Genomic DNA, 13164 nt, shown 5'->3' with positions numbered 1-13164 from the left:
CTCCGACAGGATTAGCCGGGCCGGACACCGGCCGCAGGGTCGCGGCCGGTGCTCCACCTGAGGCACACACCGCGTCCTGGACCTCTGTCGAACTGTCATCCCGCAGCCCGGCCAGGGCCTCATCCACCCCGGACACCGCGAGCTCACAGGGCTGCGCAGGCCGGGCGGTACCGCAGCCCGTGCCGCGTTCCGTGCTGCAGTCCGCGCCCTGCAAATCCATGAAATCCCTGACGGCTTCCATGGAACCACCCTGCCAGAGGGCTCGGACATTATTAGCGACTCCACCCGTAGTGCACCGGTCGGCGTCAAAATCCCGCCGACTGGCCGAATCAGCACCCGCGGTTCAGCCCGATTCAGTCGAATCCGGGCCCGGGACTCAGGACCCGCCGTCCAGGAACCTTGGCCGGCCAAACTGCGTGCGGACTCCGGGGGAGAAGAGCACCGATTCGGGCGGTCCCGCGACGGTGATTCCGGCAGCAGCGACCAGCTGATCCTCAACCTGAGTCAGCTCGGCCCGGTACAACGGCCACGCAGTGTGGGTGTTGGGAACATACATGGTCCTGCCCCGGAACCGGGTGTGCAGCCCGAACCGAGCGGTGAGGTGGAGGGACAGCGGGTCCGTGGCTTCGGCGTCGAACTCCGGTGCCACCGCAAAGTCGCTCCGGGCGCCGCCCCGGAACCGCCGCACCCAGTACCCGGCTCGGGGGCCCGCAAGACCCGCCGGCCCTTCGGGGCCCGCAAGACCCGCCGGCCCTTCCCGCCCCGCCAGAACGGCACCGGTCGAAGTGGCCACGGCCGCCACACCCCGGAACCCCGCCCGCGCCCACACATACGGAATCCCGGCCGCCCTCGCGGCAAGCACCACAGCCAAACGCGTCGCATCCAGGCTCAGGAAAACCACACCCCGCGTGCCGTCCGGCTCCCGGGAGTAGAGGCGCACGTTAATCTCGTTGAAGCTCCCGAAATAGGGGATTCCCGGCCCGTATCCCAGGCCGGCGCCCTGCATGCGGAATCCGATCAGCCCCACCCAGGCGGATCCGTCAAAGGTGTCCGGCACCACGCCCGGCGGCATGAACGGTGCCGCAACGGCCTCTGGGATGCGCCAGTGCAGGAAAACGGCATCCGTCCACCGCTGATCCATGATGATCGGCGCCGGAAGCTCAGGGGCACTTGGCCAGGGATCAAAACCCATCAGTCGGCATCCGCCGCGGAGTCAGTCATGCCCCGAGCCTAACCGGAGCCTGCGACACAGGAAGCGATTCAGCCCGCAGGTGAGGCAGCCGCGGAGCTTGTTGGTTGCTTCTGCCAGGGCCAGCGGCCGGTGATTTCGAGTTCGAGTGAGAAGCTCAGGAAAGTCCGGATCAGCACAATGATGGCGAGCACGCCGACACTTTCGAAGGTCGGGGTGACGGCGACGGTCCGGATGATGTCTGCCGCGACCAGGAGCTCCAGCCCGAGCAGGATGGAACGGCCCAGCAATTGCCGGTACGAGCGGTACACGGACAGCCGTTCGGCCCCTTCCGGCAGGCGCTGTGGCTGGTAGCCGCGGATCGCCATCGGGATGGACACGACGGCGCCGATCACCATAACGGCCACGCCGGCGATGTCCATGTAGCTGCCGACCGCTTCAATAATGTGCTGAAAATCCATTGTTCCCCTCACTGGAAACTCGCAGGTTGTTATCTGGAGCAGCTACCTCAGGGGTGCCGTACGCCCACTCCGGCGAGGATGGCCCGGTAGCCTTCCCGGAAGCTCGGGTAGGTGAACTCGAATCCGGTGCTCCGCAGCAGTGCGTTGCTGCAGCGTTTGTTGCCGCCGCGGGACGGCTCGCCGGTCTTCGGGCCGCCGCCGCCCTGCGTGCCGCCGGCTTGTGCGGTGCCGCTCACCTCACCCTGCGTGGCGCCTTCAGCCGTTTCCGACGGCGGCAGGGTAAGTCCCAGCTCGCTGGCCAGGAAGCGCAGGACCTCGCCCATCTCGGCAGGCTCGTTGTCCACGCCCAGATACACCGGTGCCGGGACGAAATCCATCGTGCACAGGTGGACGATCGCTGCGGCGGCATCGTCCCGGTGTATCCGGTTCGTGAACCGTGATTCTGCCGGAATCACCGCGGATCCGCCGCGGACCTGGTCAATGAGCCGGGTCCGCCCGGGGCCGTAAATACCGCCGAGCCGCAACACCACCGGCGTGATTCCGGTGCCGCGCAGCCGGCGGGAGAGGAGCTCCTCCGCCTCGCGGATGATGCGGCCCGAGAACCCGCCGGGCTCCGGCGTCGTGCGTTCATCAATCCAGTCCCCGCCGGCGTCGCCGTAGACGGCGGTCGAGGAGACAAACAGCAGCCGCCGGACGGGCGCGCCCGAGCCGAGGACGGCGTCCAAAACGTTCGAGAGCCCGTCCACGTAGGCCGCCCGGTAGGCAGCCTCGGTGGGGGAGTCGGCCGCGATCGCGACGACGACGGCGGTGGTGTCCGCCGGGATGGGCGGCAGTTCACCGGAGCTTAGGTCAGCCGTGGCACCTTCGATGGCGGCCGGAAGTTTCTCCGGAGAGCGTCGCCAGCCCATCACCCGGTGTCCCGCGGCGGCGAACCGCAGTCCGGCCTCGGTGCCCAGATCGCCGCAACCGGCCATAAGTACAGTCATGGTGGCCAGTCTGCCAGTTTTCGACGGCCTCGGCCGCCGAAGCCGGGCTACCGCGCCGGGACAGTCTGACTGATGCTGGGCGACGGGCGCGGGGTCGTTGGAGCCGTTGGACGATAGTTTGCAGCGAAATTCAACAGCATTGATACGCCTACGATCAACAACGTCATTTGCAGCAGCACTTTCCCGCAGCCCGGGCCTTTTGACCGCCCTCGAGGTTTCCTAAGTCGAGTTTTCCTAAGAGGAATGAGGTTGCGGGTTGCTGGCGCCGGTCGCGTCCGCCAGTGCTGCAGGGACGCGGCCGGGGCGTCGTCGACGTCAAACTGCGCCGTGGTCAGAAGCTGAGGACTGGCGGCGCCGCCCAGCAACCCCTGCAAGTGGCGGTGGATAGCGGGAACGAGGGTCGGATCGAGAACAGTTGGTAGTCCGGCTACCGCCGAACCAAGGGTGTCCAGACCCTCAATTCTTATTCCGCTGGCCGTCGTTCCCTGGAGCTCCGGCTGTCCGACCACACAAATCCACCCTTGGACCAGACGCCGGTGATCGGGTTCCAGGACTGCCGCCAGGGCAGCACTCTGTTGGAGGACTCCCGAGACTTCTCGTTCCCTGGAATATCCGTTCTGGCGGAGGATACCGTCTCGCAGCCGGACGTCACCGCTCCAGTTCTTGGCATCAACAACCAAGATGCCGCCCGGCCCCACCAGTACGTGGTCAAGGTTTGCCTTCGGCCGTCCCGGCCAATGAACGTCGTGAAGGGTGAGCCAACCATCGGGCCCCAGTTCCGTCATTCTCTCCGCCACCAGTGCCTCGCCGGCCGCGCCTACTGACCATGCATGGGCATTGCGCTCCGCATGCTCCAACTGTCGTCGCAGCCGCTGCACGCGTTCTGCGGCCAGCCGCGACTGCTCGGCAGCCCTGTCCCCTGCAGCCATGTTGTCCCCCAACTAGCGATGGTCTTGCCGTCCTGCCGCGAATCGATGCAGAGGCATGGCTGCCACCCTAATCCAGCGAACGGCAGAAGTCCCAACAAAACATCCGGCCCGGTTGCCCCGTCAGCGGAACGGGCGGGCACTACCTGCGGACTACCGCGCCGGTATCGGGAAGAAGACCCGCGGATCCTGCAACAGCGCCGGGTAATCGAAGGACGAGCGGTCCAGGATCTCGTCGACCTGGAAGTTACGCGCGAAGCGGCCGTCCACAGTGATTGGACGGCCCAAGACCTTGCCGACGGCAAAGGACGCGCCGTCGCCGAACGGGACCGCAACGATCGAGTTGCCGGGAAGCGTGTTGAACGCTTCCTCCTGCTGTTGGCGTTTGCGGGTGGGCTTCTTGACGAGCTGCTTCGGCGGGAGCTTGCGCACCTTCGCCGGCCGGCGGGCTCCGGAGTCCGCGTACACGAACTGGTAGTCGTCGTCACTGGCCGCGGCGGCCTTCGCCTTGCCCACGAGGGGCAGGCTGACCTTGTCCAGTTTCTCCGGATCGGTGTCGCCGAGCGGCAGTCGGAGGACCCACATGCGGTCGCCGGAGGGATCCTCCGGCACCAGTTCAAGCTTGGGCTCGGGCCAGACATACTCCAGGTCAGGCTCCGTGTCAGGGAACAGGTCCGTGTAGAACCGCGGGTCCTTGGCGATCAGCCGGGAGCGGTGGCTCAGGTGAAGTTCTGGGGCTCCCAGCCACGGCGGCATCGGGATCTTCGCGGCATAGTCGGGGTGCGCGGCCTGGGGTGCAAATTCCATGATCTTCTCGCGGGTGGTGTCCTCGCCGCCCCTGGCCGTCCACTCGTCGACCACGGTCAGGCCGTAAAGGGTCAGCGCCGGGACGTACCCCATCCACATCCGGATGGCCGGGTGCGACTGCCAGCCGTACTCCGGGATCACCAGCGCGCGGAGGGTCTGCAGCGCTTCAACGCGCTGCTTGCCGAGCCGCTGGCGGTCAAGAACCGCGGCGCTCTGCTGGAAATCGGGGAAGGGGAGAAAAGTCTGCATCTCTCCAGTTTGAGGCCATGAAGCCAATGCGCCAATTGCTGGCGGCCGTGGGTGAGCGTGTTCACATTTCGGAACGGGACAGACAACCTTCAGCTTCGGCGCGTAAACTAGCACAAACCGCCCCTGCCGCCCGGAAGACACGCCTCATGTCGACGAATCCAGTAACCACAGCCCGGGCGGACCTTGCGCCCGGAAACCTCCCAAAATACGGACAAATGCTGAGCCCCGAAGCGAACGGGATTCTTGTCCTGGAGGAGTTCACCATCGATCCGGCGGCTGCCCGCAAGGAACAGCACGGGTTCCGGACGGCGCTTGCCAACATGGCGCTGACCATGCGGCGCATCCTGGCGCTCCGGCTCTTCATCGCCGTCATCGCGATCGCCAATCTTCCCCTGTTTCTGCTCTCCAGCGGCTGGGAGATCTACGCTATCTCCCTGACCGTCGTGGTAGCAGTCCACGCCGCCGTGTCCTGGCTGAACCGCCATGAACCCAAGATCCGCCAGCGAGGGCTGCTTGAACTTCACCTCCACCGCGAAAAGAGCGCCAATTACCGCAAGGTCCGCGACGCCGTGAAGTACGTCATCGACGCCCCGGCCCGGATGAATGAGAACCTCTACCTTGAACTGCTCGCGGCCAAACGGGTCGCCCTGCACCTCGCCATGGGCACAGTGGCCCTGCTGGACACCAGCGACGACACCGCCTGGAAAGTGCGGATTGTCCGCGAGATTCCGCGGGGCACGTAAGTCCGGGCGGCCACGGCTCCCGTAAGACGGCACGACACAGACGGCACGACGCCGGGCACACAGCCAGCAGCACACCGACAGTAGGCAGCACGACGCCGGAGGGTCCCCGCAAGGGAACGCTCCGGCGTCGTGGTTTAACCAATGCTGCCGAGGGACGCCCGGCGCAGGTCAGGCCGGGAGCTGCAGCACCTGGCCCGGGAAGACCAGGTCAGGGTTGCTGATGGTGGCGGCGTTTGCGTCGGCCAGCATTTGCCAGCCGCCGGCGATGTTGAGCTTCTCAGCGACCGTGCTCAAGGTGTCGCCGCCCTGGATGGTGTAGCTCTCGCCGCTCAGGGCTACGGCCGCCACGTGGCGTGCCGGCGCGGCAGCCGCGGGGGCCGAGACCTTGGGCGCGGCAGCCTTGGGGGAGGCAGCCGTGGGTGCGGCGTACTGGACCGGAGCCTTGGCTGCCGGGGCCGGAACCGCAGCGGCCTGCACCGGTGTGCTCTGCGGAGCTATTGCGCCGCCGGACAGGCCCAGACTCGCGGCGCAGGACGGCCACGCTCCCCAGCCCTGGCTGGCCTGCACCTTCTCTGCAACGGCAATCTGCTGCTCGCGGCTGGCGCTGGCCGCAGAGCCTGTTCCGCCATAGGCGGCCCAGGTGCTCGGGGTGAACTGCAGCCCGCCCGCAAAACCGTTTCCTGAGTTGATGCCCCAGTTGCCGCTGCTTTCGCACTGGGCGAGGGAATCCCAGACGGAACCGGCGGTGGCGGCCGGGACAGCTGCGTTGGCAGCCGAGGCGGACAGTGCGACGCCGGCGATCGAGACGGCCGCAAAAGTGACTCCGCGGCGCGCGGCAGTGCTGTAAGTGGATTTCTTCATGGGACAGATGCTCCTGAGGGCCACCGGTGCTCGGTCCGTCCCCGGACGTTGTCGCACTACTGCCCGCCCCTGACAATAGAGGTCGTTGCGGTGTCTACCGGTCGGGCAGTATGTGGTGGTGGCAGCACCGGGCATTCGTGCCCTTGTCAGGGCACGGACTCTACGCTAGGCCACGCCCCGGCCGTGATCAAGTCGTTATAGTCAGTAAATTCGTTTTATTTGCGGCATGGTCAGCCGGGCTCTCCCGGAGGCCAAAGGCAGCTCAGCCGCCGAGTACCGTGGCCAGATACGGCGCCGTCCGGCTCTTTTTGGACAGGGCGACGACGGCGGGCGTCCCCACCGCGATGATCTTGCCGCCGGCATCACCGCCGGCAGGACCCAGGTCGATCACCCAGTCGGCGGCCGCCACCACGTCCATCTCGTGCTCCACGACGATCACGGTGTTGCCCGCGTCGACCAGCCGGTGCAGCTGCGCCATCAGGAGCTGGACGTCGGCGGGGTGCAGGCCGGTGGTGGGCTCGTCCAGCAGGTAGAGCGTGTGCCCGCGCTGGGCGCGCTGCAGTTCGGTGGCGAGCTTGATGCGCTGGGCTTCGCCGCCGGAGAGCTCGGTGGCGGGCTGGCCCAGCCTCAGGTAGCCCAGGCCCACCTCGCGGAGGGTCTGCAGGCTGCGTGCGGCGGCGGGGACCGCATCCAGGAACTCGGCGGCGGCGTTGACCGTCATGCCGAGGACTTCGGCCACGTTCTTGCCGCGGTAGGTGACCTCGAGGGTTTCGGGGTTGTAGCGCGAGCCGTGGCATTCCGGGCAGGGTCCGTAGCTGCCGGGTAGGAACAGCAGTTCGACGGCGACGAAGCCCTCGCCCTGGCACGTCTCGCAGCGTCCGCCTGCCACATTGAAGGAGAACCGGCCCGCGCCGAAGCCGCGGGCACGAGACTCATCCGTCGCCGCGAATTCCTTGCGGACGGCGTCGAACAGGCCGGTGTAGGTGGCGAGGTTGGAGCGTGGGGTGCGGCCGATCGGTTTCTGGTCCACCTTCACGAGCCGGTCCAGCTGGTCCAGCCCGGTGACCGGGCCAACACTGAGCGGACCGGCGGACTCGTCGGCCGCGGACTCCAGGTCCTCGGTGGCTTTCGCCGCTGCGTCGGCCTCGGGATGCAGCCGGGCGCCGACGACCTCGGCGAGGACCTGGCTGACCAGGGTCGACTTGCCGGAGCCGGAGACGCCGGTGACCGCGGTCAGCACGCCGAGCGGGAAGTCGGCGTCGAGTTCGCGCAGGTTGTGGCGGCTGATGTCGCGCAGCTCCAGCCAGCCGGCAGCTTCCCGGCGTTCGCGGGCCGCGGGGGAGCCGGCGTCGTCCGCGGTTTTCGACTTATCCCCGGAGCCATCCGCTGAACCTGACCCGTTCGGGAACAGGAACGGCCGGGTCACGGACTCGGCTACCTCGGCGAGACCGGCGACGGGGCCGCTGTAGAGCACTTCGCCGCCGCCTTCGCCGGCGTGCGGGCCGACGTCGACCAGCCAGTCCGCGTGGCGGACGATGTCCATGTTGTGCTCCACGACGAAGACGGAGTTGCCGGAGGACTTGAGCTGGTCCAGGACCTCGAGGAGGGGCTCGGCGTCGGCCGGATGCAGGCCGGCGGAAGGCTCGTCCAGCACGTAGATCACCCCGAAGAGGCCGGAGCGGAGCTGGGTGGCGATCCGCAGCCGCTGCATCTCGCCGGGGGAGAGCGTGGGGGTGGACCGGCCCAGCGCGAGGTAGCCCAGGCCGAGGTCCAGCAGCACGGTGACCCGTTGCAGCAGGTCCCGGGTGATCGCGACGGCCACTTCGTTGGACTCCCCGGAGCTCTGCTTGCGCGAGGCGGTGCCGGCGGTCTTCAGTTCGGTGGTGGGGCGGATGATCCCGGCGAGTTCCGTCATGGGGACGGCGTTGAGTTCGGCGATGGTGCGGCCGGCGAACGTCACGGCCAGGGCGGCCGGGGTCAGGCCGCTGCCGGCACAGACCGGGCACGGCCCCGTTTCCATGTAGCGCAGCACCCGGTCGCGCATCGTGGTGCTCTTGGAGTCGGCGAGGGTGTGCAGCACGTAGCTCTTCGCGCTCCAGAAACGGCCCTTGTACGGTTTTGCGACCCGGTCGCGCTGGGGCGTCACCTCCACCACGGGCTGTTCCTCGGTGAAGAGGATCCAGTCGCGGTCCTTCTTCGGCAGCTTCCGCCAGGGGGTATCGACGTCGTGGCCCAACTGGGTGAGGATGTCGCGCAGGTTCTTGCCCTGCCAGGCGCCGGGCCAGGCGGCGATCGCGCCGTCGCGGATGCTCAGCGAGGTGTCCGGGACCAGCGAGGACTCGGTGACGGTGTGCGCGATGCCGAGGCCATGGCACTCCGGGCAGGCGCCGGCGGCGGTGTTGGGTGAGAACGCGTCCGAATCGAGCGGGCTCGCGCCGTCGGGGTAGCTGCCGGCGCGGGAGAAAAGCATCCGCAGCGAATTCGACAGTGTGGTGACCGTGCCGACCGTGGACCGGGAACTGGGCGTCCCGCGGCGCTGCTGCAGCGCGACGGCGGGCGGCAGCCCGGTGATCATCTCCACCTTGGGGTTGTGGCCCTGCTGGATCAGCCGGCGGGCGTAGGGCGCCACGGACTCGAAGTAGCGGCGCTGGGCCTCCGCGTAGATGGTCCCGAAGGCCAGCGAGGACTTGCCGGAACCGGAAACCCCGGTGAAGGCGACGATCGCGTCGCGGGGCACGTCGACGTCCACGTTCCGCAGGTTGTTTTCCTGGGCGCCGCGCACCCGGACGAAGCCGTCGGTGGGGCGGCCGGCGTCGAGCGCTGGGATGGCCGGTGCGGAAAGATCGGAAGCATGCTGAACAGTGTGCATCCTATCGACTCTATCGGTGTCTGCTGCCTGCGGGCATATCCTTACCGAATGGAAACTAACGACGGCGTCGCTGCCACCGGGGACGCTGCACCGGACAACGCAGAAAAGTCCATCCCTGACATTCCCGCCTTCGCCGAGGTTCCCGAGGAAGTTCATGGTCCGCTGCCGGTCGCTGAACTCCATCTGCACATCGAGGGAACCCTCGAGCCCGAACTGATCTTCGCCCTGGCCGAACGCAACGGCATCCAGTTGCCGTACGCGGACCTGGACGAGCTGCGCTCCCGCTACGAGTTCACCGACCTGCAGTCGTTCCTGGACCTCTACTACGCCAACATGGCCGTGCTGCGGACGGAGCAGGACTTCGCGGACATGACCCGGGCCTACCTGTCCCGGGCCGCGCTCGCCGGCGTTCGGCATGCCGAGATCATGCTGGACCCGCAGGCGCACGTGTCCCGCGGGGTGGCCCTGGAGACCTGCGTGAACGGCGTGGCGTCGGTGTTGGCCGAATCGGAGCAGGAGTTCGGGATCTCCACCCTTCTCATCGCCGCGTTCCTGCGGGACCTGTCCGAGGATTCCGCGCTGGAGGTGCTGGAGCAGCTGCTCGCCATGAAGGCACCGATCGCGGGCATCGGCCTGGACTCGGCCGAGGTGGGCCACCCGCCGGCGAAGTTCCAGCGGCTCTTCGCCCGGGCGAAAGAGGCCGGGCTGCACCGGATCGCGCACGCCGGCGAGGAGGGGCCGCCGTCGTACATCATTGACGCGCTGGACCTCCTGGACGTCGAGCGGATCGACCACGGCATTCGCTGCATGGAGGACCCGGAACTGGTGGAACGGCTGGTGCACGAACTCACACCGCTGACCGTGTGCCCGCTGTCCAACGTCCGGCTCCGCGCCGTGGACACCCTGGCGGAGCACCCGCTGCCGGCCATGCTCGCGGCCGGGTTGAACGTCAGCGTGAACTCCGATGATCCGGCGTATTTCGGCGGGTACGTGGACGACAACTTTGCGCAGCTGAAATCGGTGATTGGGCTGTCCGAGTTCGATTGCGTGCGGATGGCGGCGAACTCGATCCGTTCCTCCTTCGCGAGCGAGGAACGCAAGACGGAGATGCTGGCCGAACTCGCCTCGTCCGGCCACTAACCCCGCCCCCAGTTGCCCTAACCCCCCAGTTGCCCTATCACTCCTGGTTGCCAAAACCGGAGGATGGGAACCAAAACTGACAGGGCAACGCGGGGTCAGTTGCTGCTCATCACCGGCCGGGGACCTCCTTGGGCGCCCCCGCGTCGGCTGAAGGTGCGACGTTCGAGAAGAGGCCGATCAGGCCGTCGATTTCCCAGGATGCGGTCGCCGGGTGACGGAAGTGCTGGTGGGGTTCGATGGCATAACGGGTTCGTCGTCCGGCCCGGATGCGTTGAAGGTACCCTCCCTCTTCGAGATCCTTGAGGATCTGGAGGGTTGAGCGCGGTGTGATGCCGACCCTCGCGGCGATGTCGGCGATGCGGACTTGAGGGTCTGCGGCCACCGACAGCAGCACGTGCCCGTGGTTCGTAAGAAAGGTCCAGGTGGGACGTGCGGGGACCGGGGGTTCCGAGCCCTTTTCCGGACCCGGCGGGGCGGCTGTCATGGGTTTTCCTTACTGACGATCCCGATTAGGCTGACGACGAAGCTTTCGTGTCGGGGCGCTTGCGCCACAGTGGTTCCAGAGCGGCGATTTCCTCGGGTGAGGCGGTGCCGAACGGGGAATGCGCCGGCGCCGCGGGTGTCTTGCGGCTCTGTCCGCGGGTGGCCCAGAGGCTTGCGCCGATGGACACCCCGAGGATTGTGGCGATAACGGCCAGGGATGCCGGGGTGGGGATGTAGTAGATATCGATTTTGAGGAGCATTTTGATGCCGACCCAGATCAGGACGAGCGCGAGTCCGATTTTGAGGTAGATGAAGCGGTGGATCAGGTCAGCGAGCAGGAAATACATTGCCCGGAGGCCCAGGATGGCGAAGGCGTTGGCCGTGAAGACCAGGAACACTTCGTCGGTGACGGCGAAGATCGCGGGGATGGAGTCCACTGCGAAGATGATGTCGGTGACCTCGATGAGGACCAGTACGGCGAGCAACGGAGTGGCCAGCATGGCACCGCTCTTGCGGATCAGGAAACGCTGGCCGTGGAAGTCGTCCGTCATGGGCACGCGCCGGCGGAAGAGTTTCAGGACCCGGGACTTTTCCGGGTCCAGGTGGTCGTTGCGGTGGCGGATCATCCGGTAGCCGGTGAGGAGCAGGAACGCGGCAAAGATGTACAGCACCCACCCTGCGCTGGCGATGATCGCGGAGCCCGCCGCGATGAAGATGCCCCGGAAGATCAGGGCGCCCAGCACCCCGAAGAACAGGACCCGATGCTGGTATTCGCGGGGGACCGCGAAGTACGTGAAGATGATCGCCCAGATGAACACGTTGTCCACCGCCAGGGATTTCTCGATCAGGTACCCGGCGAAGTACTGCTGGCCAAATTCCGCTCCGTAGATTTGCCAGACCAGGGCGCCGAAGCCCACGCCGAAGGCAACCCAGATTCCGGACCACAACGCGGCTTCGCGGACCCCGATGACGTGCGCCCTGCGGTGCGCGAACAGGTCCACGGCCAGCATCAAAACAATAACGGCAAGAACGGCCAACCAGGCCCATAGTGGAACATTCATCAGGGAGCACCACTTTCCAGTCAGTTCAACTAACTGGAGGTCTCTCCCGGCCCCGAGGGACCTGTCCCGCCGGGCCGCTCAGGGTCGGCCGTACTGACGACGGGACATTCTGGGGATACTCCCCTCCGTCCAATTAGTGAAACATACTTCACCTATGACGGCAAGAGGCGACGGCGGCCGACCGCCCGGGAACCACCGCACAAGCAACGCGGGGTCACTTCCGGCCCATCCCGGGGCGCGGGATGGGCCGGATGTGACCCCGCGTTGCCAGTGGCGGCGTTGCGGATGAACCGCCGCGAGCCTAGACGTCGATCGTGCCCATGTTCGGGTAACGCGCTCCGGCCGCCGCCCCGGCGGGGGAAAGCTCGTCCAGGCGGTTGAGGTCCTCGGCGGAGAGTTCGACGTCGACGGCGCCGAGGTTCTCCCGCAGGCGTTCGCGCTTCCGGGTGCCCGGGATGGGAACGATGTGCTCGCCCTGGGCCAAGAGCCACGCCAGTGCCAGTTGCGCCGGGCTGCATCCCAACGCGCCCGCCAACTCCTTGACGCGATCCACGAGTTCCAGGTTCCGGGCAAAGTTCTCGCCCTGGAAGCGCGGGGAGTGCCGGCGGAAATCGTCCGCCGCAAAGTCATCGGGGCTGCGCAATTGGCCGGTCAGGAAGCCGCGGCCCAGCGGGCTGTAGGGAACAAAGCCGATGCCGAGCTCGGCGAGGACCGGAAAGACCTTGGTTTCCGGCTCGCGTTCCCACAGCGAGTATTCGGTCTGCAATGCGGTGATGGGGTGAACCGCGTGGGCGCGGCGTACGGTGTCGGCGCTGGCCTCGGACAGACCAAGGTGACGGACCTTGCCGGCCTGGACCAGCTCGGCCATGGCCCCGACGGTTTCCTCAATGGGGACGGTCTTGTCCACCCGGTGCTGGTAGTACAGATCGATGTGGTCCACACCCAGCCGCTGCAGGCTCGCGTCGCATGCGGCACGCACATAGCCCGGGGAGCCGTTGATGCCCACCCAGGATCCGTCAGCCAGGCGTTCGTTCCCGAATTTGGTGGCCAGGACGACGTCGTCCCGCCGGCCCGCAATGGCCCGGCCGACAAGCACCTCGTTCGTGAACGGACCGTACATGTCCGCGGTGTCGAGCAGGCTTCCGCCGGCGTCGAGAAACGCCTGGATGGTGGCGATCGACTCGTTTTCCTCGCCGGGGCCATAGAACTCGCTCATGCCCATGCAGCCCAGACCCAAGGCGGAGACGGTGAGCGAACCGAGCGTACGGGATTCCATAGAAAGTTCCTTTACGAGGACGGTGGAGGCGGCCTCCGGTACCTGGTCGGGCAGCGGAACGGCACGCAGTTGGCAGACGGCCACTCTAGGCCCATCGGGCGTGGGACACAACG

Annotated in this window: 13 protein-coding genes; 2 read left to right on the top strand and 11 right to left on the bottom strand. The window is 67.0% G+C overall.

Annotated features, from left to right (window positions below; translation table 11 throughout):
* The 6 genes from QCD75_RS09770 to QCD75_RS09745 all read right to left on the bottom strand — a co-directional run.
* A partial coding sequence (locus QCD75_RS09770) for a hypothetical protein (RefSeq protein WP_301228050.1) occupies positions 1-241 on the bottom strand: 241 nt, incomplete at its 3' end.
* A gap of 135 nt (positions 242-376) precedes the next feature.
* Positions 377-1192, bottom strand: coding sequence for a YqjF family protein (locus QCD75_RS09765; RefSeq protein WP_301228049.1), 816 nt, complete (start codon positions 1190-1192; stop codon positions 377-379).
* A gap of 68 nt (positions 1193-1260) precedes the next feature.
* Complete coding sequence (locus QCD75_RS09760) at positions 1261-1650, bottom strand: DUF1622 domain-containing protein (protein WP_301228047.1); 390 nt, start codon at positions 1648-1650, stop codon at positions 1261-1263.
* Positions 1651-1697: 47 nt separating this feature from the next.
* Positions 1698-2636: an SDR family oxidoreductase gene (locus tag QCD75_RS09755; protein WP_301228045.1), complete on the bottom strand. Its 939-nt coding sequence runs from the start codon at positions 2634-2636 to the stop codon at positions 1698-1700.
* A 47-nt stretch (positions 2637-2683) separates the two neighbouring features.
* On the bottom strand, positions 2684-3565 hold the full coding sequence (locus tag QCD75_RS09750) for a nuclease-related domain-containing protein (protein WP_301228043.1): 882 nt from the start codon (positions 3563-3565) through the stop codon (positions 2684-2686).
* Positions 3566-3715: 150 nt separating this feature from the next.
* Positions 3716-4618 carry an MSMEG_6728 family protein gene (locus QCD75_RS09745; RefSeq protein WP_301228041.1) on the bottom strand — a complete coding sequence of 301 codons (903 nt, stop codon included), beginning with the start codon at positions 4616-4618 and terminating at the stop codon, positions 3716-3718.
* Positions 4619-4833: 215 nt separating this feature from the next.
* Between QCD75_RS09745 and QCD75_RS09740 the strand changes: the two genes are divergently transcribed.
* Positions 4834-5361, top strand: coding sequence for a hypothetical protein (locus QCD75_RS09740; protein WP_301228039.1), 528 nt, complete (start codon positions 4834-4836; stop codon positions 5359-5361).
* A 168-nt stretch (positions 5362-5529) separates the two neighbouring features.
* Here QCD75_RS09740 and QCD75_RS09735 read toward each other — a convergent pair whose 3' ends face one another.
* Both QCD75_RS09735 and uvrA read right to left on the bottom strand, forming a co-directional pair.
* A complete protein-coding gene (locus QCD75_RS09735; RefSeq protein WP_301228037.1) occupies positions 5530-6222 on the bottom strand; it encodes a transglycosylase family protein in 693 nt (230 codons plus the stop codon).
* Between the two features lie 262 nt (positions 6223-6484).
* Positions 6485-9091, bottom strand: a complete 2607-nt coding sequence (gene uvrA, locus QCD75_RS09730) for an excinuclease ABC subunit UvrA (protein ID WP_301228035.1) — start codon at positions 9089-9091, stop codon at positions 6485-6487.
* A 48-nt stretch (positions 9092-9139) separates the two neighbouring features.
* Here uvrA and QCD75_RS09725 point away from each other — a divergent pair, with 48 nt between their 5' ends.
* Complete coding sequence (locus tag QCD75_RS09725) at positions 9140-10231, top strand: adenosine deaminase (protein WP_301228033.1); 1092 nt, start codon at positions 9140-9142, stop codon at positions 10229-10231.
* A gap of 109 nt (positions 10232-10340) precedes the next feature.
* On the opposite strand, the gene QCD75_RS09720 is transcribed toward QCD75_RS09725, so the two are convergent.
* The 3 genes from QCD75_RS09720 to QCD75_RS09710 form a co-directional block, all read right to left on the bottom strand.
* Positions 10341-10715 carry a helix-turn-helix transcriptional regulator gene (locus tag QCD75_RS09720; protein WP_301228031.1) on the bottom strand — a complete coding sequence of 125 codons (375 nt, stop codon included), beginning with the start codon at positions 10713-10715 and terminating at the stop codon, positions 10341-10343.
* A gap of 25 nt (positions 10716-10740) precedes the next feature.
* Positions 10741-11775 carry a TerC family protein gene (locus QCD75_RS09715; RefSeq protein WP_301228029.1) on the bottom strand — a complete coding sequence of 345 codons (1035 nt, stop codon included), beginning with the start codon at positions 11773-11775 and terminating at the stop codon, positions 10741-10743.
* Between the two features lie 301 nt (positions 11776-12076).
* Positions 12077-13051 (bottom strand): aldo/keto reductase, encoded by a 975-nt coding sequence (locus QCD75_RS09710; protein WP_301228027.1) that lies wholly within the window; start codon positions 13049-13051, stop codon positions 12077-12079.
* Positions 13052-13164: the final 113 nt, after the last annotated feature.

It is taken from the genome of Arthrobacter sp. PsM3 (assembly GCF_030433895.1).
Taxonomy (GTDB): Bacteria; Actinomycetota; Actinomycetes; order Actinomycetales; family Micrococcaceae; genus Arthrobacter.
The sequence above is the reverse complement of the archived record's forward strand: the minus strand, read 5'-3'. Positions and strand labels throughout refer to the sequence as shown.

Excerpts from the sequence above, each read along its gene's own strand:
- QCD75_RS09765 (WP_301228049.1), bottom strand. The coding sequence starts at position 1,192 with ATGGGTTTTGATCCCTGGCCAAGTGCCCCTGAGCTTCCGGCGCCGATC.
- QCD75_RS09760 (WP_301228047.1), bottom strand. The coding sequence starts at position 1,650 with ATGGATTTTCAGCACATTATTGAAGCGGTCGGCAGCTACATGGACATC.
- QCD75_RS09755 (WP_301228045.1), bottom strand. The coding sequence starts at position 2,636 with ATGACTGTACTTATGGCCGGTTGCGGCGATCTGGGCACCGAGGCCGGA.
- QCD75_RS09750 (WP_301228043.1), bottom strand. The coding sequence starts at position 3,565 with ATGGCTGCAGGGGACAGGGCTGCCGAGCAGTCGCGGCTGGCCGCAGAA.
- QCD75_RS09745 (WP_301228041.1), bottom strand. The coding sequence starts at position 4,618 with ATGCAGACTTTTCTCCCCTTCCCCGATTTCCAGCAGAGCGCCGCGGTT.
- QCD75_RS09740 (WP_301228039.1), top strand. The coding sequence starts at position 4,834 with ATGCTGAGCCCCGAAGCGAACGGGATTCTTGTCCTGGAGGAGTTCACC.
- QCD75_RS09735 (WP_301228037.1), bottom strand. The coding sequence starts at position 6,222 with ATGAAGAAATCCACTTACAGCACTGCCGCGCGCCGCGGAGTCACTTTT.
- uvrA (WP_301228035.1), bottom strand. The coding sequence starts at position 9,091 with ATGCACACTGTTCAGCATGCTTCCGATCTTTCCGCACCGGCCATCCCA.
- QCD75_RS09725 (WP_301228033.1), top strand. The coding sequence starts at position 9,140 with ATGGAAACTAACGACGGCGTCGCTGCCACCGGGGACGCTGCACCGGAC.
- QCD75_RS09720 (WP_301228031.1), bottom strand. The coding sequence starts at position 10,715 with ATGACAGCCGCCCCGCCGGGTCCGGAAAAGGGCTCGGAACCCCCGGTC.
- QCD75_RS09715 (WP_301228029.1), bottom strand. The coding sequence starts at position 11,775 with ATGAATGTTCCACTATGGGCCTGGTTGGCCGTTCTTGCCGTTATTGTT.
- QCD75_RS09710 (WP_301228027.1), bottom strand. The coding sequence starts at position 13,051 with ATGGAATCCCGTACGCTCGGTTCGCTCACCGTCTCCGCCTTGGGTCTG.